Source organism: Brevibacillus sp. NSP2.1 (assembly GCF_000470975.2).
GTDB lineage: Bacteria > Bacillota > Bacilli > Brevibacillales > Brevibacillaceae > Brevibacillus > Brevibacillus agri.
On record NZ_CP048274.1, the window covers coordinates 1,303,258 to 1,324,497 of the forward strand.

Annotated in this window: 18 protein-coding genes and 2 pseudogenes; 12 read left to right on the plus strand and 8 right to left on the minus strand. The window is 53.3% G+C overall.

Going from position 1 to position 21,240, the window contains the following annotated elements; genetic code table 11:
• Positions 1-408 precede the first annotated feature (408 nt).
• Both M655_RS06415 and M655_RS06420 read left to right on the plus strand, forming a co-directional pair.
• Positions 409-828, plus strand: a complete 420-nt coding sequence (locus M655_RS06415; RefSeq protein WP_026558163.1) for a hypothetical protein — start codon at positions 409-411, stop codon at positions 826-828.
• Positions 829-1,056: 228 nt separating this feature from the next.
• On the plus strand, positions 1,057-1,317 hold the full coding sequence (locus tag M655_RS06420; protein ID WP_005830473.1) for a hypothetical protein: 261 nt from the start codon (positions 1,057-1,059) through the stop codon (positions 1,315-1,317).
• A 156-nt stretch (positions 1,318-1,473) separates the two neighbouring features.
• Here M655_RS06420 and M655_RS06425 read toward each other — a convergent pair.
• Positions 1,474-1,974 (minus strand): annotated as a pseudogene (locus M655_RS06425) (IS1595 family transposase); the annotation flags it as partial.
• Positions 1,975-1,993: 19 nt separating this feature from the next.
• On the opposite strand from M655_RS06425, the gene M655_RS06430 reads away from it, so the two are divergent.
• The 3 genes from M655_RS06430 to M655_RS06440 all read left to right on the plus strand — a co-directional run bounded on the left by M655_RS06430 (position 1,994) and on the right by M655_RS06440 (position 5,949).
• Positions 1,994-2,581: a CocE/NonD family hydrolase gene (locus M655_RS06430; RefSeq protein WP_286086028.1), complete on the plus strand. Its 588-nt coding sequence runs from the start codon at positions 1,994-1,996 to the stop codon at positions 2,579-2,581.
• 326 nt (positions 2,582-2,907) lie between these two features.
• Positions 2,908-4,254, plus strand: a complete 1,347-nt coding sequence (locus M655_RS06435) for an APC family permease (RefSeq protein WP_005830467.1) — start codon at positions 2,908-2,910, stop codon at positions 4,252-4,254.
• A 63-nt stretch (positions 4,255-4,317) separates the two neighbouring features.
• Positions 4,318-5,949, plus strand: a complete 1,632-nt coding sequence (locus tag M655_RS06440; RefSeq protein ID WP_026558166.1) for an amidohydrolase — start codon at positions 4,318-4,320, stop codon at positions 5,947-5,949.
• A gap of 82 nt (positions 5,950-6,031) precedes the next feature.
• Here M655_RS06440 and M655_RS06445 read toward each other — a convergent pair whose 3' ends face one another.
• The 5 genes from M655_RS06445 to M655_RS06465 form a co-directional block, all read right to left on the minus strand.
• On the minus strand, positions 6,032-6,586 hold the full coding sequence (locus tag M655_RS06445; RefSeq protein WP_025845377.1) for a cupin domain-containing protein: 555 nt from the start codon (positions 6,584-6,586) through the stop codon (positions 6,032-6,034).
• Between the two features lie 303 nt (positions 6,587-6,889).
• Positions 6,890-7,954 carry a hypothetical protein gene (locus M655_RS06450; protein ID WP_025845376.1) on the minus strand — a complete coding sequence of 355 codons (1,065 nt, stop codon included), beginning with the start codon at positions 7,952-7,954 and terminating at the stop codon, positions 6,890-6,892.
• Positions 7,955-8,032: 78 nt separating this feature from the next.
• Positions 8,033-8,920: a hypothetical protein gene (locus M655_RS06455; RefSeq protein WP_051353959.1), complete on the minus strand. Its 888-nt coding sequence runs from the start codon at positions 8,918-8,920 to the stop codon at positions 8,033-8,035.
• A gap of 309 nt (positions 8,921-9,229) precedes the next feature.
• Entirely contained in the window at positions 9,230-9,523 is a 294-nt protein-coding gene (locus M655_RS06460) for an SAV0927 family protein (protein ID WP_007784416.1), read from the minus strand.
• A 71-nt stretch (positions 9,524-9,594) separates the two neighbouring features.
• Positions 9,595-10,956: an APC family permease gene (locus M655_RS06465; protein WP_025845372.1), complete on the minus strand. Its 1,362-nt coding sequence runs from the start codon at positions 10,954-10,956 to the stop codon at positions 9,595-9,597.
• A 428-nt stretch (positions 10,957-11,384) separates the two neighbouring features.
• Here M655_RS06465 and M655_RS06470 point away from each other — a divergent pair.
• The 7 genes and pseudogenes from M655_RS06470 to M655_RS06500 all read left to right on the plus strand — a co-directional run.
• A pseudogene (locus M655_RS06470) lies at positions 11,385-12,005 on the plus strand (Glu/Leu/Phe/Val family dehydrogenase); the annotation flags it as partial.
• A 231-nt stretch (positions 12,006-12,236) separates the two neighbouring features.
• Positions 12,237-12,359, plus strand: a complete 123-nt coding sequence (locus M655_RS06475) for a hypothetical protein (protein ID WP_255320452.1) — start codon at positions 12,237-12,239, stop codon at positions 12,357-12,359.
• A gap of 115 nt (positions 12,360-12,474) precedes the next feature.
• On the plus strand, positions 12,475-13,419 hold the full coding sequence (gene speB, locus M655_RS06480; protein ID WP_007784404.1) for an agmatinase: 945 nt from the start codon (positions 12,475-12,477) through the stop codon (positions 13,417-13,419).
• 159 nt (positions 13,420-13,578) lie between these two features.
• Positions 13,579-15,051 carry an aldehyde dehydrogenase family protein gene (locus M655_RS06485; protein WP_005830453.1) on the plus strand — a complete coding sequence of 491 codons (1,473 nt, stop codon included), beginning with the start codon at positions 13,579-13,581 and terminating at the stop codon, positions 15,049-15,051.
• Positions 15,052-15,075: 24 nt separating this feature from the next.
• On the plus strand, positions 15,076-16,461 hold the full coding sequence (locus M655_RS06490; RefSeq protein WP_005830451.1) for a putrescine aminotransferase: 1,386 nt from the start codon (positions 15,076-15,078) through the stop codon (positions 16,459-16,461).
• Between the two features lie 186 nt (positions 16,462-16,647).
• Complete coding sequence (locus M655_RS06495) at positions 16,648-18,711, plus strand: sigma 54-interacting transcriptional regulator (RefSeq protein WP_235694666.1); 2,064 nt, start codon at positions 16,648-16,650, stop codon at positions 18,709-18,711.
• A 58-nt stretch (positions 18,712-18,769) separates the two neighbouring features.
• On the plus strand, positions 18,770-18,964 hold the full coding sequence (locus M655_RS06500; RefSeq protein ID WP_479722892.1) for a biotin/lipoyl-binding protein: 195 nt from the start codon (positions 18,770-18,772) through the stop codon (positions 18,962-18,964).
• A 150-nt stretch (positions 18,965-19,114) separates the two neighbouring features.
• Here the strand turns inward: M655_RS06500 and deoD are convergent, their stop codons facing one another.
• Both deoD and M655_RS06510 read right to left on the minus strand, forming a co-directional pair.
• Positions 19,115-19,822 carry a purine-nucleoside phosphorylase gene (gene deoD, locus M655_RS06505; RefSeq protein ID WP_026558168.1) on the minus strand — a complete coding sequence of 236 codons (708 nt, stop codon included), beginning with the start codon at positions 19,820-19,822 and terminating at the stop codon, positions 19,115-19,117.
• A gap of 65 nt (positions 19,823-19,887) precedes the next feature.
• Positions 19,888-21,057, minus strand: coding sequence for an MFS transporter (locus tag M655_RS06510; RefSeq protein ID WP_026558169.1), 1,170 nt, complete (start codon positions 21,055-21,057; stop codon positions 19,888-19,890).
• Between the last annotated feature and the right edge of the window lie 183 nt (positions 21,058-21,240).

The following is a 21,240-nucleotide window of genomic DNA, read 5'->3' on the forward strand; positions in this document are numbered from 1 at the left end:
GTGATTCTGGTTTCAAATGGCGAAAGAACGGAATGACCTACAAGGTAGTTCCGTCCATTTGGCATTTATATAGGGCTTGCTGAACAATGCATAAACGCGAGGAATCGTGAAATAATCAAAGAAAACTGCGGAAAATCTGGATTTATAACCAAGTGCAAGGTTTTTGCAGGAATTCTTTGAAAAACCTTGCACCAGTAAGAATTTCGTTCAATCAAGAGGCACACGAAACGTTCAAAATGGATCGGAAAAACAGTATTTTATACTACTGATATGCCATTCAGACTCTGACTTTGCTGTTTTGGAACCAAATCTGCATATTATTCATGATTTCTTGTATATTTCTCATTCGTTCAGCAAGCCCTAATAGCCAGTGAGAGAGAGCGGGAGGGGTAAAATGACAATAAAAAAATGGATGCCACTAATAGCGACAGGGATACTGATTTTGTGTATTTACCTAACTTTTTTGCTGGGTGTTCTTTAAATGGTGTTTCAACCAACTGGTCAGGGGAAATAAAAGTGACAGCAATTAACCGTAATGTAACAACTGATAATTTGAAGCTTGAATATAGGGTTAAGGAGTTACCTATAAGTTTAAAAAGTATAGAAGTAAATCTATCTGAGGAACTAGGTCTTAATAAAACAATCAAGTATCACAATCCATACCAATACAGTGATACTGTTTATTTAATGACACTTGATGGAGGAGAAATGGATGCTTGGGTTCTTCCTGTTTGGAAACTCCGAAGTAAGCTTTCCAATGCATATGTTACAATCATTTGGGATGACACAAAAGGAATAGAGCATACGGAAACTATTAAACTGAAGTAATCGAAAAGGAAGCTAGGTTTATGAGCTCTGGGGGAAAAGGTTAACTGTATTAAAATTATTCAAATTCTAGGCCCACGTTTATTTTTAAGGCTGTTTTCGTAAACTTTGTGGCTTCTGAAGGAGAAAAATAAACATTGTGATATAATAAAGATATAAAAATAGTAATTGTATAAAGGTTTGAATATGATAAATTAGGAATAACAAATAACTTTCAGGAGGTGAACCCATTTGAATAAATACAGTATTTTTTCACTTGCTACTTTGGTAATCTTCATTGGTTTGTTTTATACAATGTTGAGTGGTGTGTCGTTAGGAACATTCGGTAAACCATTTATTATTTCGATGTTTCTGTTCCCATTATTAGGAGTTTTTTCGGGACTAAAAGCCAAAAAAGGCATAATGAAATGGCTACTAATAATACTTAACATTATTGCAATTTGTACAATCGGATATATTTCATTACTTGCCAATGGTATTGCCGAAAATTGATGCAAGACGGGTAGCATACGCTATCCTTTTTTTATGCCTTATAAAACAGACCTTAAAGAATTGACTGTGGTGTTGGTCGATTTTTGACACGCTGAAATAAGCATTTGCTCAACACGTTTTTCAAATGCCAAATACTTGCCTAATTCAAGCCAACGGAACAGTGTCAATTTCTTCAGCTCTTACACGACCTGTTCCTGCTTTTCGAGCAATCACACTACCGTTACGGTCTTGTGCAACTACAACAGCAATTTTAAGGTTGGAAATTCCTCTTTTTTCGTCTTTTTCACCTCGTTTCTTGGATTTTCTATGAGTGATTTCTCTACCTTTCATAGACTCACGAAAGAAGGTTTCGTCACTCTCAACGATACCTTGCAGTTGATTAAAGCCAAGACTTCCTAATGCGTTCAAGATTTTATGCCTCCAATAAAAGGCAGTAGAAATGTGTATTTGGAGTTTTTCAGCGATTTTTGGTAGGGTATATCCCTCTACCATTAATTCAATGTATTTCACCCATTTTTCAGGGTATCGAGAGCCTGAAAATGGCGTATTTGTCAGATCATTGAAAGATTTTCCACAATCATTACATAGATAGCGTTGTCTTGAGCGATAGATACCGTTCCGTTTAACCGATGTACTACCACAATGGACACAACCCAAGAGCGCGGGAGACGGCGCTCTGACGCTCGCGGCTCCGGGCAACGAGCCAGCCGACGCGTACTTGTTTGACCCGCTGGACGCCGCGCCTTATTTGCTCGATTTGTCCGAAAACGAAAACAGCGTGCCGGAAAATTACCGGGAGGTCGAAAAGCGCCCGGACGTGCTAGTCTACACCTCGGAGCCGTTGCAGGAAGACGTCGCGATCGCGGGGGAAATCTCGGCTGTCCTGTACGCGGCAAGCTCTGCGCGGGATACGGACTGGCTGGTGCGCGTGAGCGACGTCGATGAAGAGGGCAACTCCATCCGGCTGTCGGACGGAATCATCTGCGCCCGCTACCGTCATTCTTTTGCCGAGCCGAAGCTGCTTGAGCCAGGCCAGATTGAGCGCTACGAAATCCGCATGGGCAAAATCGCCAACGTCTTCGAAAAAGGCCACCGCATCCGGGTCTGCGTCACGTCCGGGGCGGAGAACTTTTCGTTCCCGAATCCGAACACCGGGACAGATTTGGCGACGGAAACCGAGACGGTGGTGGCCCGGCAGCACATTTACCACGATGAACAGCACCCGAGCCACATTCGCCTTCCTTTGCTGCCAAAAAACAGGTAGCAGGCGGCACAGGCACAGGCGAATTTTCGCCAGCACATGCCAATCATGAAACAGCGGCTGCCAGCAAGTTCGGCAGCCGTTTTTTCTCGTGCCAGCATACGTGCAACTAAGGCTGCGCCAATGGCTTGGTGCAGCCAAGTTTTCTGATCTGATTATGCAAAAATGGGTTGCCGATGCGCGATTGCATACAGGCTACGGCAAAAACGTTTCGAAACAGGATGAAAATAAACTGAAATTGCTAAATAATCAGACTTGGTACAAAATATGCAGAGGACAACTTCTCGAAAAAGGAGAGGAGCCTAGCAAAAGAACTGGGGGATTGATCTATGGAGCATCCGACTGCACCAACGCTGAAACGCTCGCTTACCTTGAAACACATCGTCTTTTTCGGGCTGGCTTTCATGGCCCCGCAAACGTTTTTTTCGACCTACGGTGTTGCCGTACACAGCACAAACGGGATGATGCCCACGGCGTATGCGATCGCGCTGATTGTCATGCTGTTTACGGCGTACAGCTATGCGCAACTGGTAAAAGCGTTTCCGAATGCGGGAGCGGCCTACACGTTTACGCAAAAAACGATCAGCCCGCACGTCGGCTTTATCGTCGGCTGGACGATCATCATCGACTACATGTTCAGCCCGATGATTAGCTCGCTGCTCATCGGCATTTCGCTGTCCGCCTTCTTTCCTTCCGTCCCGATGTTCGTCTGGATCGTTTCGTTTGTTGCCGTCATTACGGCGGTCAACATTCTCGGGATCAAGCTGGCAGCACAGTTCAATACGTACATGCTGTTTTTGCAACTGTTCGTCTTCCTGCTGTTTTTCGTTTTGGCGATTTACGGACTGCAAAACGGCAAGGGGGCAGGGACACTGTTCTCGACGCTGCCCTTTTACGATGCAAAAATCAACGTTCCGACGCTTTTGTCCGTCGTTCCGCTGCTCTGTTTCAGCTTCCTCGGTTTTGACGCGGTGACGACGCTTTCGGAGGAGACGAAGGACGCGACGAAAACATTGCCGCGAGCGATTTACATGATTACGCTGATTGGCGGGCTGCTGTTTATTTCCGGCTCTTATTTCGCGCAACTCATTTTCCCGCAGTATCAGTCCTTCCAAAATCCCGACTCCGCTTACTTGGAGATTGCCGCGTACATCGGCGGAAACGTGTTTACGAGCATTGTGATTGCGGTCGGGCTGACAGCGGGTTTTGCCTCCGCCGTAGCGTCAGGCACGAGCGCCTCGCGCATTTTGTACGCGATGGGCAGGGAAAATGTTTTGCCGAAAAAAGTGTTTGGCTATTTGTCGCCGAAGTTCCGCACGCCGATTCCGAATATCGTCCTCATCGGCGTAGTCGCGATGAGCGCGCTGTTTCTCGATCTCATGACGGCCGTATCGTTTATCAATTTCGGGGCCTTATTCGCCTTTTTCTTCGTCAATCTGGCCGTGATTGCCCATTACTACATTCGCGAGAAACAGCGATCGTTCAAAGGCACGATTCAATACTTGCTCCTGCCGCTGATCGGTGCGGCGCTCATCGGCCTGTTTTTTGTCAAGCTGGACAAACACTCCTTGCTGCTCGGGGGAAGCTGGCTGCTGATCGGCTTTCTTTATCTACTGGGGCTGACGAAAATGTTCAGGCAGCCGCCCCCTATGCTCACTGTCGACGAGGTGCACTAAAGGCGTACGGAATGAGGCAAACGTTTTTTCACAGCAAACACGATCTGGAGAGGATGGATATTCATGACCAAGCAAACAGCCGACCTGATTGTATCGAGCAACGCCGTTTTTACCGGGCTTTCCGACCGCCCGGAGCCTGCCGCCATTGCCATCGCGGGCAACCGGATTATCGCGGTTGGCTCCAAGGAAGAAATCAGCAAGTACGCAGGGGAAGAGACAAAACGATACGATTTTCAGGACCAGCTCGTCATGCCAGGGTTTCACGACTTTCATCTGCACGTGATGCACGGAGCGGTGATGATGGAAAGCGCGATGCTGTTTTCCGCCCGCTCCGAAGCGGAAGCGCTGGAGATCATCCGCGAATTTGCGCAAGCGAAGCCGAATGAACCGTGGGTCATCGGCGCGGTCTGGGATGCCGGCTACTGGGACACGCAGCGACTGCCGAATCGCTACTCCCTCGACCGGGTTGTCCCCGATCGGCCTGCGATCATGTTCCACGCCGAAGGCCACTACGTCTGGGTGAACTCCAAGGCGCTGGAGATTGCAGGCATCGACCGGAACACGGAAGACCCTGCCTTCGGGATTATCGGCAAAGACGAAACCGGAGAGCCGGATGGCCTGCTGTACGAAAAAGCGATGGGGGCCGTCGTCAAGCACGCCTATCATTTTACAAAAGCAAAGAAGCAGGAGCTGTTCAAAAACTTCCTGGCGCACGCAGCGAGTCTCGGCGTCACTGCCGTGCACGACCTGTTCGCCACAGAATCGATGGATATGCTGACGGATTACGAGCTGTTCAAGGAGTTCGAGAACACAGGGGAGCTGACGGCGCGGCTTCATCTCTGGCCTGCCCTGGACGGCGACCTGGAGCGGGCGAAAAGGCTGCGGGAGACGTACCAGTCAGACAAGCTGCGAGTGTCGGGCTTGAAGCAGTTCATCGACGGCGTCATTACGGCGCGTACCGCCTATTTGCTGGAGCCGTACGCCGACCAGCCGGATACGCGCGGAGAGACGTCGTTTCCGCCGGAGACGATCAAAAAATGGGTGGTGGAGGCCGATGAGGAAGGCTTTTCCATTCGCTTCCACGCCATCGGAGACGGGGCGATCCGGCTTGCCTTTGACGCCTACGAGGAAGCGCAAAAAACAAACGGCAAGCGCGACTCTCGCCACTCCATCGAGCACGTGGAAGTCATCCACCCGGACGACATTCCCCGGTTCAAGGAGCTGGATGTGACCGCTTCGATGCAACCCGACCATTTTGCCATGTCCGAGCGGGGCGTGTACACCGAGCGCATCGGTTTGGCGCGGGAACCGCATGTGTTCTCCATCAACACGCTGCAGCAGGCCGGAGCGAGACTGGCGTTTGGCACAGACTTCCCGATCGACATATTGCAGCCGCTCTTGCAAGTGTATCGCGCCGTCACCCGCATCGACAGCAGCGGGGAAAACGTCTGGCATTCGCATGAACGGATCTCGCTCGCCGATGCGCTCAAGGCGTACACAGCCGGATCGGCATATGGGACGTTCCGCGAGCACGAGCTGGGTACTTTGGAGGCGGGCAAGCTCGCTGACATCGCCGTCCTGGAGCGCAATCTGTTTGCCATCCCGGTGGAGGAAATTCTGGATACGAAAGTGCGGCTGACGATTTTCGATGGAAAGGTAGTTTTTGAGCAGGCGGAAACACTCGTCGAAAAGTAGGCGGCCATCCCCAACACAAAATCCCAATTTCTCGTTATCCACGCGAGAGATTGGGATTTTTTTCGGGCTGACGCATTCACATTCAGGAGTGGTGGCGTTCTTCTGCTGCGGCCTGCGCTTTTGTTCGGTGCACCGTTCCGTGCGGATGATGCGGCGGGGCGTAGATCGTGTACAGCTTCAACGGCTCGTTTCCGGTGTTGATGATGTTGTGCCACGTTCCTGCCGGGACCATCACGGCATAGTCGTCATTCAGTCTGGCCTGATAGTCCAGCCTGTCTCTTCGCGGCCCCATTTGCACAAGCCCGTGGCCCTCTTCGATGCGGAGGAACTGATCGGTGTCCGGATGGATTTCCAAGCCAATGTCTCCGCCCACGGGAATACTCATCAGCGTCACCTGCAAATGCTTCCCTGTCCACAGGGCGGTGCGATAGTTTGTATTTTGCTTCGCAGCTTCATCAATGTTGATCGCCAGTGGATGAGGGCCGTAGTCTTTCAGCTCAACGCGATTCCAGCCGCCCTCCCAGCTTGCATGCCAATGGGAGTAGGCCGGAAGCCAGTAGTGCTCCCAATACGGCTGATTCCAGTTGACCGGCATGGCGGTGGGATGCCATGGATGGTGATAATACGATGGGTACATCGTGTTGCTCCTTTCGCGGGTTTTGCTCTCCCGATTACCATATGCGGATGCCCATGTGTGTGAAAGCCCAAAAATCGAAAACAGAGCAGAGCGCACAGGCGATCGCCGCCTTTTCGTCACCGCCTGGCGTTTGCGAAAGTCGTTGCCTCATCGCTTGAGAAAGTCGCTGTCCCCTCGCTTGAGAAAGTTGCCACCCCATCGCTTGCCATTCCCACGCTATTCCTATGGAAGCATGCTCGCTATCTCTCGCAAAAAAGCCGCCGTATTTTTGCCGAAGGACTCTGCCAAGCTGCCCTCCCGCATTTATTGCGCCGCCGCCGAAGCGCCGTCCAGCAGCACAAAATTGTTGATGTAAGTATCTGGCCTGGAAAAGAGCAGGGTGATCGTGCGGGTGGCAAAGTCGTAGTAATACAGGCCGTTCAATGCTCCGGCGACAGGGGCCAGATGCTTGGGCGGGTTTTTCACAGTTCCAGCGAAGTAAAACCCTTGTTTGTCAACAGACAAGTACATTTCCTCGATTCTCCCCAACTCGGGAAGGTCCAGCTTCTCTTTTTTGCCTGAACCCAGGTAGTGCAAGTAGTTCTCCCGCTGTTTATGGACCATGGGCGCACTTCTGACCAGCGCTAGCTTCGCATCCTTTGAGACGGAAAAGGAAGGAATCACTTCTCGGGCCTTGTACAATTCCCGCAAGGCATTTCCGTTCAGATCGTACTCGACAACGCGGTGCGTGGCGGCCACGACGTCATCTGCCTGTGTTTCGTTTGCCTTTTCCATGTTTTGGCTGCTTTCTGCAAAAGAATACAACGTCGCGTACAGCTTGCGAGTAAACGGATTATAGGACAACGATCGGACGGACGTATCGTGATCTTCGGGCTTCATCCAGTACGTAAGCGTGTTGGCGCGCAAGTCATAGGAGGCGAGCTGGACAACGTCTTTCCTTTTTTCCGCGGTCGCCAAAATCACCTTGTCGCCCGTCGGAATGATGGAATTGATCGCAAACAGATCGGTGGTCAACGTTTCTTTCCGCTGCGTCGCCAGGTCGAGCTTCACCAGTTGGTCTGACCCGGTGGCATCGCGTTCCGCATAAAACAGCGCCCCGTTTTGCAGGTCGACGGCGCCGAGCGGGTATTGGGCGGTATCGGGCGTTTCGATTACGTGCTGTACGGTCTTGGTATCGAACTGGTAGGTAAAATACAAATTTTTGCCCTGCTCGGTTGTCGCCGTGATCGACAGGTAGGGAGAGACGGGTGGCGGTGGCGGCAGGGGCACAGAGACAGTCTCCGACGCGGGACCTGTCGTTTGCGAACACGCGGTTAGCGCCAACAAGCCTGTCGCCAATACAAGGATGCTGCGGAACAAGCCGTTCATTGGGTGTGCTCCTTTTTCATAACATGATGAAGATAAGCGTCCCGAACTAGCAGACGCATATGGCAGAGATGCTTCTGCTTATTTTTCATGATAGGTTCTGCCTTTGAAACGGCCAGTCCCTTTCTTTTTGTCGACTTTCGTTTCGAACTCCTGCTCCATGAAGTCAGGCATAATATCTAGGACGGCGTGGGGAAGCCCACCAATATCTCCCTTGTAAGTTTCCTTGACGATGTCGTTTTCAAGGTTTCTAACTCTGATTTCCGTATTGTAGGGTGGTCGGTCGTATTTCATCTTTGTCGCGCAGTTATTGTTTTTTAATTTTTTGTTATCAGACCCTGTTTTTCCTTCGCCATCGTACCAAGTAACCCAGCCTTCACCCATCACATAGTTATCGGTTATCGTAATTTTGTTCTCGTTGTTTTTGCCATAGACGTACTCACCGTTTTTAGGAGGAGTCCAGCCAGCAGCGGCAGCATGACTTGTCGAGAGCGCTTTGGCATTGCTTGTACCGATGCTTGCGGAGTCGTAATCAACCAGCTTTCCATCCGCGGCTACGATCTTGGTCGGATATCCCATCCCATCGTAGTAGACGGTCATGCCGGGGTGCGGCGCAGGCAATTCCGGCTCCGTATCATAGTAGACGGGCAGCGACACTCTCTCCTGTTCGATATGGGCAAGAACGGCTTTCTCTTCTTTATCCGGCTTCTGTTTCTGCACTGCTTTGGCTCTTGGCCTCTCTGCTTCTTCCTTATATTCATAAGGGTGGACGATCATCTTGTTGTTTTCATCAAAAGTAATGATGGTGCCCGGTTCCATCGTTTCCGGGATTTTTTCCGCCGGGGCTTCGCTGTCTGTTTTGGCAGCCGAAACGGTAGAGAGTTCGTCTACGAATGGCACAGCGAGAACAGAGACGGCGAATACGACGGGCAATACAATTTTGAGCGAATGACATTTGTACTGGTTCATATCTTTAACCCTCCTTTTTTGTAATTAATTACATTTAATAACAAAATTTGTTGAAAACGTGTCGCAATTTGTCGTTCATAAAAATGTCATACGCTTGGAATGTTGCTTGTTCCCGATGGTTCTCTGTCCTATTCAGCTAATAGAGAAGTTGTCCCTTGCTAAAAACAGGGGAAGACCGCGCTGTTACCAAGAATGCCAACCAGCCCTCAAAAACCCTGCCCAACCCCAAAAAGCCGATGCCCAACATCCCGGCATCAGCCCAAAGATCAATCATCCACCTAAAGACTTGCTTACAGATTCACCCCGAGTTCAATCAAGATCATCATGCCGAAACAAAGAAGAGAGCGCTTTCTGCAAAAAGCTCGTGACGACGTCCTCGTCTTCTGCATGCACCGCAAGCGGCTGCACCCAGCTATGATTGTGCGCAAGGTCGTCGGAAGAGATCAGGGCGGCGCGCATGTTTTGCAGCGACATGACAATGCTTTTGCCGTCGAAGTGCTGGGAGTAGAAAAAGGCAAAGTCGTAGCGATGGTGCTCCGTGGCGAAGGTGACAAAGCGCGAGAGCAAATTTTCCGATTGATCGTACAAATATTCGAATTTCATGAGCAGCTCAACTCCTGATAATAGTTTTGGCTAAAGCGCACTGGCTGGCTGACGGTCAGCGCAGAGCGAAATCAAATCGCTTCCTCAAAGTCGATGACAGGCGGCTTTTTCGTGAAAAACTTGGTGCCGATCAGCAAGTAGCCGATGCCCGCCAGCGTCCAGAGCAGCCCGAGCGTCAGGGCATGGCTGTCCAGGTTGTACCAGAGAAACGCGACGAAGCTGGTCCCGCACAACGGGGCAAGCAAGTAGCGATACGTATCCGCCAGGGAACGCCGTTGGTTGCGAATATAGTAATGGGCGATGACGGAAGCGTTGACGGCAGTAAAGGCGGTCAATGCCCCAAAATTAATGAAGGCGAGCGCCGTCTCCAGATCGAGGAACAGCGCAGCAAGCGACACCGCCCCGACGAAAAACACGTTGCGAACCGGGATTCCTCTCGTTGGATGCAAGTGGCCGAACAACTTTTTCGGCAAGACGTTTTCCCTGCCCATTACGTACAGCAGGCGGGAAGCGCTCGTGTGGGAAGCGATCCCGGAGGCGAGAGCGGCGGTAATGCTGCCTGCCACGAAAAACGCATAAAACAAGTCTTGTCCGAGAATCATCGACATCTCCGGCGAGGGGGACTCCGGGTTTTGGAACTGGTCGACAACCGGAAAAGCGAGCTGCGTGAAATAGGAGGTAGTAATGAAAATGACGCCGCCAATCAATGCGACGAGAAAAATGCCGCGCGGAATCGTCTTCATTGGATCGACCGCTTCTTCCGTATAAGTGGTGACCGCGTCAAAGCCGAGAAACGAAAAGCAGAGAATGGCCGCTCCGGTCAGCAAGGTGGGAAAAGAAATCGCTTCGCCGTAAAATGGCTGGATCGTGAAGGCGCTCTCCCCGTTTGCTGCCGCACTGATGTGCGAGATGCTCAAGCCGATAAAGACGACGACCACGATCACCTGAAACACGACCAGCAGCGTGTTGAAGTTGGCCGTAGACTGAATACCGCGAAAATTGATAAAAGTAGTCACCGCAGCAAGCAAAATGCCCAAAATCCAGCCGGGAACCATCGGGAAGGCGGCGGATAAATAAATTTTGCCCAAAAGCACATTGATGACAGGCAGAAACACGTAGTCCAAAAGCGACACCCAGCCGACCAGAAAGCCGATGTGCGGATTGATCGCCTGGCGCGCATACGAGTAAGCCGAGCCGGCGACAGGGAACACCCGCACCATTTTTCCGTAGCTGGATGCGGTAAACAGCATCGCTGCCAGCGCGAGAATGTACGCGGTCGGGACGTGGCCCCCGGTTTCCTGGCTGACGATCCCGTACGTGTCAAACACAGTCAGAGGCGTCAAATAGCCAAGCCCCAATACGATGACTTGCCACAGCTTCAAGCTTCTTTTTAACGTGGGTGCCGACGTTGAATAATTCAGGCTTTTTTCCATGACCAATCCCCTTTGCGAGTGAAATGAAAGCGTTTAACATTCAGAAGTCGCTTCGTCCAAAAGCAAGCTTCGATCAACGGCCTGTTACGCGCAAAAGCCAGTTCCTATTCGATCCAGTCCTCCCGCCGCCCGGCTGCGGAGTCTGGTCGCATCGTTTCTCCTCATGTCATTTGCCCCCCTTGCCAAATCGGTGGTGATGCGACTGTTTGCATCAGCAACTGTAAGCAAGGGATGTGCCAAAAGCGAAAGCAGCCCGCAGTCCGGCTTTTTCGCTCACGAGCAAGCCTAATCGAAGACAATGATCCATGCAAAAATTCATCGTTTACCCAAAAATGCATAAAGCGAGAAAGCGCATGCCAATAAGAAGGCACGAGGATCGCCGTTTGGCACACGACTTGCTAAAACAGCAGAGGTGTAGCAGCAAAACGCAGGACGCCCGGGTCATCATTCAAGGGGTTGGAAACGTCGGCAGCTACCTGGCGAAGTTTTTACATGAACAAGGAGTAAAAATCGTCGGGATCGGGGACGCCAATGGCGCGATCTACGACGAAGCTGGCCTCGACATTCCGTACTTGCTGGAGCGCCGCGATTCGTTTGGCGCGGTCACCCAGTTGTTTGCCGACCGGATCACCAACCAGGAGCTGTTGGAGCGGCCGTGCGACATCCTCATTCCGGCGGCGCTGGGCGGGCAGATTACGGCAGAAAATGCGGGGCGCCTGGCGTGCCGGATCGTCATCGAAGCAGCGAACGGGCCGACGACGGCAGAAGCCGAGCGCATCTTGCAGGAGCGGGGGATTATCGTCGTGCCGGACATTTTGGCCAATTCCGGCGGCGTGATCGTTTCTTATTTTGAATGGGTGCAAAACAACCAGGGCTACTACTGGGATGAGGCGACGGTCGACAAGATGCTGCGCGAGAAGATGGAGGGAAGCTTCCGCAAGGCGTACGAGACAGCAGAGCAATACAGCATCGCCATGCGCAAGGCCGTGTACATGGTCGCCGTCAAAAGGCTGGCGGAAGCGGCACGCGTGCGGGGCTGGGCGAACTAAGCGGGGAAACACGGGCATAAAAACAGCGGCAGGAGCGTTGCTCATTCGGGCGGCGCTCCTTTTTCGCGATCAGACCAGGCAAAAGCGGTTATGCAAAAATGGATAGATCATGAAAAAACGAATAGAAAACAGCCTGCCTTTCAACGTTTTCACGAAAGATAAATTGGCATAATTTTTGCAATAATATTTCAATGAACGCGCAAGGAAGGAAACAAGGAGTGGTTACAAGCGATGCGAAACAAGCTTTTCCTCATTGCTGTCCTGCTGTCCATGATCCTGTTGCCGGCTTTCGCCCATCCGGCGAGCTTGTTTGCAAAAGGATACAGGCAGCGTTGGGCAGGAGCTGAGGGATAGAGAGGCACTACGGTAACAAAGCCAACTGCCCGTCATCTTTGCCAAAAAGTCCAACGCTGTAGAGAAGAAACAGACGATTCATACCCGACAACCTACAAACGGAGGACTGAAACACATGCAATATCCACTTTCCCCAGATGTAAAACCGGAGTTTTGCACGACAGGCACTTTCATGCGTCTGCCGTCCGCGCGAGAAAATGCCAAGGTAGCGATCATCGGACAGCCGTTTGACACGGCGGCGTCCTTCCGCGTCGGAGCGCGCTTTGCGCCGCAAGCGATTCGCCAGGCTTCGATGACGCTGTTCCCGTACCATCCGACGCACAAAGTGTACCCGTTTGAAGACACCAAGGCGATCGACATCGGGGACGTCCCGGTCATCCCGCACAATATCCACCGCAGCTACGAGCTGATGGAGGAAGCCATGCTCGACCTGATGCAAAAAGGAATCGTGCCGATCGGCTTGGGCGGGGATCACTCGATTACGCTGGCCTCGCTGCGGGCCGCCAAAAAAGTGTACGGCCAGGTCGCGATGATTCAGTTCGACTCGCACACGGACACGTGGGATACGTATTACGACGAAAAATATTGGCACGGCTCGCCGTTTATCCGGGCGCATGAGGAAGGGCTGCTTTTGCCGGACAAAGTGTTTCAGGTCGGCATTCGCGGGACGCTCAACCACCCCGGCGATCTCGAAGCGAGCTACGAGCTTGGCTACAACGTCGTCACGACGCAAGAGCTGCGCAACCGCGGCTGGGATGACGTGCTTGGCGAGATCAAGGCAAAAATCGGGGACACGCCGTGCTTTTTGACCTTTGACATCGACTTTGTCGATCCGGCTTTTGCTCCGGGAACAGGCACGCTCGAAGTAGGCGGCTTCACCAGCCACGAGGCGCTGCAAATGATTCGCTCCTTGACCGGCCTGAACTACATCGGCTTCGATCTGGTCGAGGTGCTGCCTCCGTACGACCCGGCACAGATCACGTCGCTGTTGGCAGCTACGCTGATTCACGACTTTGCCGCCCTGGTCGCCCTGCAACAAAAGCAGGCTGTGAGCAAGTAATCCAGCTATTCATTTTTGCATAATCTATGAATTTTTGAATAGATCATTCGTGCAGGTGATCCGGGTTTGCGCATGTGCACGGGCGCATCCCGGATTGGCACGAGAGTTGCTTTAGGTAGTTTACGTAAATGGATACAGCGGAAGGAGAGGATTCGTTGCATGATGAACCTGAAGATGTACATCAACGGGGAATGGGTAGACGCGCAAAGCAAAAAGACCCGCGAGATTGTGAATCCCGCTACGGGGGAAGTGATTGCCCTCTCGGCAGAAGGGGACGTGGAAGACGCCCGCCATGCCATTCAGGTCGCTCGCGAAGCATTCGACAGCGGCATCTGGTCGGAGCTTCCGGCAGCAGAGCGCGCCCGCTACCTGTTTAAGATCGCCGACAAGCTCGAGGAGCGCGCGGAAGAAATCGGCAGGCTGGAGACGCTGGACAACGGCAAGCCGCTGCGCGAGACCGCTTTTGACGTTGCCGACGCGGCTGCGTGCTTCCGCTATTACGCGGGCCTCGTTACCAAGCCGGACGGGCAGACCTATCACGTGGCAGACCCTGTGCAGGCGATGGTCGTGCGCGAGCCTGTCGGCGTATGCGGCCTGATCGTGCCGTGGAACTACCCGCTGCTCATGGGCGTGTGGAAGATCGCGCCTGCCTTGGCCGCCGGGAACACGATCGTCTTCAAGCCGTCTGAGGTCACCCCGGTCACTGCGCAAAAGCTGTTTGAAATCATAGAAGAAGTAGGCATCCCGAAAGGCGTAGCCAACATGGTGCTGGGCGCGGGAGCTACGGTAGGCAACGAGCTGGCGGAGAGCCACCTGGTGGACAAAATCTCGTTTACAGGCGGCACGGCTACCGGACGCAGCATCATGCGGGCCGCTACAGGCAACATCAAAAAAATTTCCCTCGAGCTTGGCGGCAAGTCGCCGAACATCGTGTTTGCCGATGCCGACTTCGAGACGGCTGTCGATTACGCGCTATTCGGAATTTTCGCGAATCAAGGCCAGGTCTGCTCCGCCGGATCGCGCCTGCTGCTTGAGGACAGCATCCACGACCGCTTCGTCGAGCGGCTGGTGGAACGGGCGAAAAAAATACGCGTAGGCCGCGGCGACGATCCCGCTACCGAGATGGGGCCAGTCGTCAGCCAGGCGCACATGGAAAAAATCTTGCACTACATCGAGCTTGGAAAAGCAGAAGGCGCCCGTCTGGTGTGCGGAGGCAACCGCTTGACGGCAAACGGCCTGGAAAAAGGCTACTTCATCGAGCCGACGATTTTCACCGATACGACCCCGTCCATGAAGATCGTCCAGGAGGAAATTTTCGGTCCTGTGCTGGCGATCCAGCGCTTCCGGGACGAAGCAGACGCCATCCGCATCGCCAACGATACCGTCTACGGACTGGCGGGCGGCGTGTTCACTCAGGACGGCGCCAAGGCGATGCGCGTCATCAAGAAGCTGCGCGCCGGGATTACGTGGATCAACTGTTACCATCCGACGTACAACGAAGCGCCGTGGGGCGGCTACAAGCAGAGCGGCATCGGCCGCGGTCTGGGCACGTATGGCTTCGAGGAGTACACAGAAGTCAAGCAGATCAACATCAACCTGCACGTACAGCCAACCGGCTGGTTTGAAAACTAATACGACAATCAGGAGGACAGCACGATGAACAAGACAGTGGAGAGCAATCAGCATGCACAAGTAAAAGAACAGTACAAAGACGTCTACGCCTATACGAGCCAGGTGCTCGACCTGATCGCCAAAAGCGAAATCACGAAAGACGAAGCGGAGTGGGTCACCCGCCAGACGGTGGAAAACTTCCGCGACCACGTCAATCCGGGCTTTCTTGGCTACCGCAAATCCGTGACCAAGGACGGCCAGTTCGCCGCTGTGGAATGGAAAGACGCAGGCCCGAACTCGTTCATGGACGTCAACGGAAAAGTGTACATCGACTGCCTGGGCGGCTTCGGCATCTACAACGTCGGCCACCGCCATCCAAAAGTCGTGGAGGCCGTCATCAACCAGCTCAACCGCCAGCCGCTGCACAGCCAGGACTTGCTCGACCCGCTGCGCGCCATGCTCGCCAAAATTTTGGCTGACGTGACGCCAGGCAACCTGAAATACGCCTACTTCGCCAACAGCGGGACAGAAACGGTGGAAGCGGCGATCAAGCTGGCGAAAATGCACACGGGCCGCACGACTTTTATCGCGACGACGAAAGCGTTCCACGGCAAAAGCTTGGGCGCTCTGTCCGCTACCGCCAAAGGGGTATTCCGCAAGCCGTTTCTGCCGATGATCCCGGGCTTCCGCCACGTGCACTTCGGCGACATCGAGATGCTGCGCAAGACGTTTGAAGCGTGCGCGCTCGTCGGCGAAGAGATCGCCGGGGTCATCCTCGAGCCGATCCAGGGCGAAGGCGGCGTCAACCTGCCGCCGGACGACTATTTGCAGCAGGTGCGCGAGCTGTGCGATCAGTACGGCGCTCTCCTGATTCTCGACGAAGTGCAGACGGGCATGGGCCGCACCGGAAAAATGTTTTGCTGCGAGCATTACAACGTCGTTCCGGACATTTTGTGCCTGGCCAAAGCGTTCGGCGGCGGCATCATGCCAGCGGGAGCCGTGGTCGCGACAGAGGAAGTGTTCAAAAGCTTTTTCCCGAATCCGTTCGTGCAGACGACGACGTTTGGCGGCAACCCGCTGGCGTGCGCGGCGGCGATTGCGACCTTCAACGTGCTGATCGAGGAAAACTTGCTCGACCGCTGCGTGGAAATGGGCGAGTACATGCTCAAAGGGCTGCGCGAAGCAGCGGCAGCGCACAGCGACAAGGTGCAGGAAGTGCGCGGCAAAGGGCTGTTGATCGGGATCGAGTTCCACAGCGACGAGATCGGCTACGAAGTGTCCAAAGGCTTGTTCGACAACGGCGTGCTGGTCGCCGGAACTTTGATTAACGCGAAGACAATCCGCATCGAGCCGCCGCTCACCATCACCTACGAGGAAGCGGACAAAGTGATCGAGACGTTCAAAAACGTACTGCCGCAAGTCCAAATCTAAATCGTTTACCGGAAAAGAAGACTGCCCACCCCAGTCTTCTTTTCCCCTTTCTTCTCCATGGGAGCCCTGAGTATAATAGAAGTCACACGCCAAGCAATATTGGGAGGACCTATGGTTTCAAATCGTTTTGTCAGAAAAGCGTTGACTGTATCGTTTGAATCTTCAGTAAATGAAGTCCGGAACATCATGTCACGGTTCAACGAACGCTATGTGTTTGTAACCGATCCGAACAATGAACAAAAGCTCGTTGCCTATATACGCAACACCGATCTGCTGCAACGGATGACGGACGCGGACTGGATGGACAGGCCCGTGCGCGAGTTGCCCTATCAAACGAACCTTTCTTTTTTGCAACAGGGAGAAGACGTCCCGGATTTTTTCAAAGTATGCGGAGAAGAAGTCGTCGTGGTTTCCGGTCCGGCCGGACAGCCCGAAGGCTACTTGCGCCGCGAAGATGTGCTGTACTACGTCCTGACCAGCCAGTCCGGGCACCCCGACTGGATTCGCTCGCTGCTCAACTCGATCCCGATGGGCATTTTGATTGTGGACGAGAAGGGGCGGATCGAGAACTTCAGCTCGGAAGTGTTGCGGATGGTTCGCGTGACCCCGGAGGAGCTGCGCCAGCAACGGGTCGGCGAGTTGCTCGACCCGGACGTTTTTCACAAAGTGATCGAGTACGGGGAAAAGGTGCTCAACTACATCATCGTCAACGAACGGATCGGGGTGCTGGCCGATTTTTGCCCGATTCGCAGCCAGGACGGCACGGTAACCGGGGCGACGATCGTCCTGCAAGATCTGCCGTACATCGAAAAAATGGCGATGGAGATGGAATACGTCAAAAACCTCAACACCGACCTGCAAGGGATTCTTTCCTCGATCTACGACGAGATTCTCGTCCTCGATGAAAAAGGCGTGCTGTTGCGCTACAGCGGCAACCTGATCGAAGACTTTTGGGAGATCAACAAGGAGCAGCTCGTCGGCATCAATCTGATGGAGCTGGAGCAGGAGGGGCTGTTTTTCTCCGCGATCGTCCGGATGGTGATGGAGCGAAAACGAAAAGTGTCCGTCACCCAGGAGAGCCGCTCGGGCAAAAATGTGCTCGCGGTCGGCAACCCGATTTTTGACGGCAAAGGCAAGCTGGAGCGGATCGTCATTGCGCTGCGGGATATTACGGAGACGGTCATGCTGAAGGAAGAGCTGCTCCAGGTCAAAAAAATATCGGAGAAATACAAAAAGGAACTGGAGCATTTGCGCGACCAGAAGCAGTACGCGAAAAACCGCCAGTTGATCTACGCCAGCGAGCCGATGGAAAGAGTGATGAAGTACATTCACAAGATCGCCAACACTTCGTCGACCGTGCTGCTCACCGGGGAATCCGGCGTCGGCAAAGAAGTGTTCGCTCGCACGATTTACGAGTTGGGGCCGCGCTACAACCACCCGTTCGTCAAGGTCAACTGCGGGGCGATCCCGGAGACGCTGTTGGAGAGCGAGCTGTTCGGCTATGAAAAGGGCGCGTTTACAGGCGCGAATACGAACGGCAAGCCGGGGTATTTCCGCATGGCCCACAAAGGCGTGCTGTTTCTCGACGAGATCGGAGAAATGCCGCTCAATCTGCAGGTCAAGCTGCTGCGCGTCCTCCAGGAGAGGGAGATCATCCCGGTAGGCGGCTCGGAGATCGTCGAGGTCGATGTGCAAATCATCGCCGCGACGAACAAAAATCTCGAAAAAATGGTCGAGGAAGGCACGTTTCGCGAGGACCTTTACTATCGGCTGAACGTCATTCCTGTCGTGATTCCGCCGCTGCGCGACCGCCCTGAGGACATCCCGCTCATCAGCCTGCACTTTTTGCAAACGTTTAACGAAAAATACGAACGTTCCACCCAACTGTCCCAAGACGCCCTCGACCTGCTGGAATCGTATTCCTGGCCAGGCAACGTGCGCGAATTGCAAAACATCATCGAGCGAATCGTGGTCACCGCAGACGAGGATCTCATCGAAGCGCACCACATTACGCCGCTGTTGAAGACGAAGAAAAAGCAGTATATGCGGCAGCGTTTGACCAAGATCATGCCGCTGAAGGAAGCGACGAGAGCGATGGAGGAGCAGCTTATCAAGATGGCGATGGACGAGTTCAAGACGACGTCCATGGCAGCCAAGGTGCTCGGCGTCAGCCAGTCCACGATCAGTCGCAAATATCAGGAAATCCAAGAGAAGATAAGTCGAGGTGAGCAGATTGGGTTTAAAGTATGACGTAGTATCGCCATTTGCCGGAACCATTGCGCGAATCTTTTTTCGATTGAGTGATTCTGTGCAGGAGGGAGAAGTGCTGTTCACACTCGCAGACGGCAGCCGGAGCATCGACATCCTCTCTCCGGTTACAGGGAGTGTGGAGGCGATTGAAGTCGAGCAAGGCGAGCTGGTAATTGCGGGGATGATTTTGGCGTCGATCATGCTCTGCAGCGAAGAGTCGAGCAAGCGGGACGAATGCGAAAGCAAGGCGTAACCCGGATCGTTTCGCCTGGGCAAAAAGCGGGCGAATGCCCGAAGCAAGCAAAATGGTTCATGCTGCGTCAAATACGTACAGCAAAAAGTGATCTGCCAGCGAGCGCAGATCCCTTTTTGTTGTAAGCTTTCTCGCGTACGCCGATGATGCTTACTCGGCGATAACGGCCTCCAGCGCCATGACGATCATGTCGTTGAACGTCGTCTGCCGCTCTTCGGCCGTCGTTTCCTCGCCCGTGAAAATATGGTCGCTGACGGTCAGGATCGACAAACCGTTGACGCCGTAATTCGCGGCAAGCGTATAGAGCGCCGTCGTCTCCATCTCTACGGCGAGCACCCCGTAGTCGCCGAGCTTTTTCACCGGCTCCATGCTTTCGCGGTAAAACACATCGGCCGTCAGCACGTTGCCGACCCGCACCGGCAAGCCTTTGGCAACGCCTGCGTTGTACGCTTTTTGCAACAGCTCGAAATTGGCGCAAGGCGCGTAGTCGAAGCCCGGGAATGTCAGGCGGTTCATGTTCGAGTCCGTGCATGCCGTCATGGCGATAATGACGTCGCGCACATGCACGTCTTTCTGGATGCCGCCGCACGTTCCGACGCGAACCAAATTTTTCACGCCGTAGTCGCGGATCAGCTCGTTGACGTAAATCGAAATCGACGGAACGCCCATGCCTGTCCCTTGCACAGACACCCGTTTGCCTTGATAAGTGCCCGTGAAGCCGAGCATGCCGCGCACCTGGTTGTAGCAGGTCACGTCTGTGAGAAACGTCTCAGCAATGTACTTGGCCCGCAGCGGATCGCCTGGCAGCAGGATGCTTTCTGCGATTTCACCTGGTTTGGCTTGAATATGTGTGCTCATGATAAGGCCGTCGCGCACCGAGCGGAACGCACAGGCTCGCTCTCGGCGCGACGGCATTCACCTCCTTAAATGGTAATGGACTGACCAAGCTTGGACGTAGCAGGTCTTGTAATAGAAAAAACAGCGCAGACAAAGGCAATCAGCACGAAGATGCCGCCTACCCAGGCCGTGTCCACGACAGAGTGATGCTCAATGACAAAGCCGCCGACGGCCGAGCCGAGCGCAATGCCGATGTGCAACGCGGACGTGTTCAAGCCTTGCTGAATCTCGTACGACTCGGGGGCCGTTTCGATCAGGTAGTTTTGCTGCGCGGGCGTGATCGCCCAACTGAGCATGCTCCAGACAATCATCACGACGAGGAACAAATAGAGCGAAAATGTCACTGCCGGAATGAGGAACATCACGACAGCGAACGAGGCGATAATGACCAAAATGCTTTTCGTCGAACCGAGCTTGTCTGCCGCCCAGCCGCCAACGCCGCCGCCGAGCACAGCGGAGATGCCGAAAATAAAGTAGACGATGCTGACCCAGCCGGAAGACAGGTGCAAAGCCGTTTTCAAAAACGGAGTGAAATAGGCGTACAACGTCAAATGTCCGGTCAGCATGAACACGGACGTCAGTTGCGCGCTGATGATCTTCGGCTTTTTCAGCGTCAAAAGCTGCTCTCTGAGCGGAATCGTCGGCCTTGCCGGGATTTTCGGCAAAAAGGCGGAAATCCCGATCATGGAGACGAGCGTCAAAACGGAAATAAGCAAAAACGGCGCGCGCCAGCCAAACGAATTGCCGATGACAAGGCCAAGCGGCACACCCAGCACGAGCGAACCGCTCACGCCCATGAAAATGACGCCGATTGCTCTCGCCCGGTACGCCTCCTGGACGATCGAGGAAGCGATGGTGATGGACAGCACGATAATCAGCGAACCGCTCGCTGCGGAAAAAATCCGCCCAAGCATCAAGATCGAATAATGAGGACTGAGCCAAGAAATGACGTTGCCGACGAAAAAAACGGCCAGCGCCCACAAATACAGCGCTTTTCGCTCGGCCTTTGCCGTTACGGTCAGCAAAATCGGAGCGGAAAGCGCAAAAACAACAGAGAACATCGTAATCAGCCAGCCTGCGGTGCTGATGGAGACTTGCAAATCCCCCGCGATGATGTCCAAGATGCCGCCGATAATCAGCTCTACTGTTCCTACGACAAAGGCAGCGATAGCCAGGAGGTACACTTTCATGTTCACGGTGGCGAGCAAACCTCCTTTTGAAATAGTTTGTTATAGGTTACTACGATTATAGTAACCTATATCGCGGTGGATAACAACCACTATCGTAGTAACCTTTTATCTTGAGGTAACAATATTTGACAATAGAGTTGGCAGACTCTTATAGTAAAAAAAGAAAAAAGAGAGGATCGAGGGGAAATC